The following is a 1,106-nucleotide window of genomic DNA, read 5'->3' on the forward strand; positions in this document are numbered from 1 at the left end:
TCATGATGGGCGATAACCGCGATGGCAGTCACGACAGTCGGGGCTGGAACGAACTCAACCCCGGGAATGGCCCGGACCTGAGTTTTGTATCGGAGGATGCCATTGTGGGTAAGGCGTTCGCCATCTGGATGCACTGGGATTCCCTGTTCAGTGTGCCGAGCTTCGAGCGCGCCGGCGCCATCCATTAACCGTTAGGCGTTCATCAAAGAGGGCGTACGCATGCAATTTCGACAATCTCAACGCGGCATTTCTACCCTTGGGTTCGTATTTGTGGTGCTGGTCGCTGTGGCCGTGCTGTTCACCGCTTTCAAGGTGGTGCCGGTTTACGCCGAGAACCGATACATTACCTCGGCCCTCAAGTCGTTGGCCAGGAATAACAATGACCTGTTCAGCATGAGCCCGTCGGACATTCGCGCCCAGCTCACCAAATTCTATACGGTCAACAATGTCCGTACCGAAGGCCGGCGCAATATTGATATTGATAAGCGCGCCAGTAAGGTGTTGATCACCATCGCCTACGAAGAGCGGATTCCCTTCATCCATAACATTGAGCTGGTATTCACCTTCAATAATCAGCTCGACAGCTCCGCCCCCGAGCGGTGCTGTAAACCCCTAGAAAGCAACAGTGGTAATTAGTGTCCGACCTTCTCAAACAACGCTTGCAGGCCCGCCTGGGTTACGAGTTTCGTGACCCCGCCCAGCTTGACCTGGCACTGACCCATCGCAGTCACGGTGCCCGCAATAACGAGCGCCTGGAATTTCTGGGCGACTCCATCCTCAACTTCATCATCGGTGAGGCGCTTTACCAGCAGTTTCCTGAGGCAAGGGAAGGGCAGTTGAGCCGTCTGCGCTCCCAGATGGTCAAAGGGGAAACCCTGGCCATGTTGGCGCGCGAGTTTGAGCTCGGCGAATGCCTGCGTTTGGGCGAGGGGGAAATGAAAAGCGGTGGTCACCGCCGCGAGTCGATTCTCGCCGATACGGTGGAAGCCTTGATCGGGGCCATCTATCTGGAGTCCGGTTTTCAGGTCTGTGCCGAGCGGGTCAATGCCTGGTACCAGTCCCGCCTTCAGGCACTTTCCCTGGCTCAGCCTGCCAAAGACGCCAAA

At 56.7% G+C, this 1,106-nt stretch carries 3 protein-coding genes; all 3 read left to right on the plus strand.

Annotated elements, in window-relative coordinates; genetic code table 11:
* Positions 1-188 (plus strand): S26 family signal peptidase (locus B3187_RS08390; RefSeq protein WP_286805720.1); only part of this gene is annotated, 188 nt, incomplete at its 5' end.
* 31 nt (positions 189-219) lie between these two features.
* The gene (locus tag B3187_RS08395) at positions 220-636 is read left to right on the plus strand and encodes a DUF4845 domain-containing protein (protein WP_123637653.1); all 417 of its coding nucleotides are present in this window, start codon (positions 220-222) and stop codon (positions 634-636) included.
* Positions 636-1,106: ribonuclease III (gene rnc, locus B3187_RS08400; RefSeq protein ID WP_286805722.1), on the plus strand; the 471-nt coding region annotated here is incomplete at its 3' end. The genes B3187_RS08395 and rnc, both read left to right, overlap by 1 nt.

It is taken from the genome of Marinimicrobium sp. UBA4209, assembly GCF_002381585.1.
Lineage (GTDB): Bacteria > Pseudomonadota > Gammaproteobacteria > Pseudomonadales > Cellvibrionaceae > Marinimicrobium > Marinimicrobium koreense.

Excerpts from the sequence above, each read along its gene's own strand:
- B3187_RS08395 (WP_123637653.1), top strand. The coding sequence starts at position 220 with ATGCAATTTCGACAATCTCAACGCGGCATTTCTACCCTTGGGTTCGTA.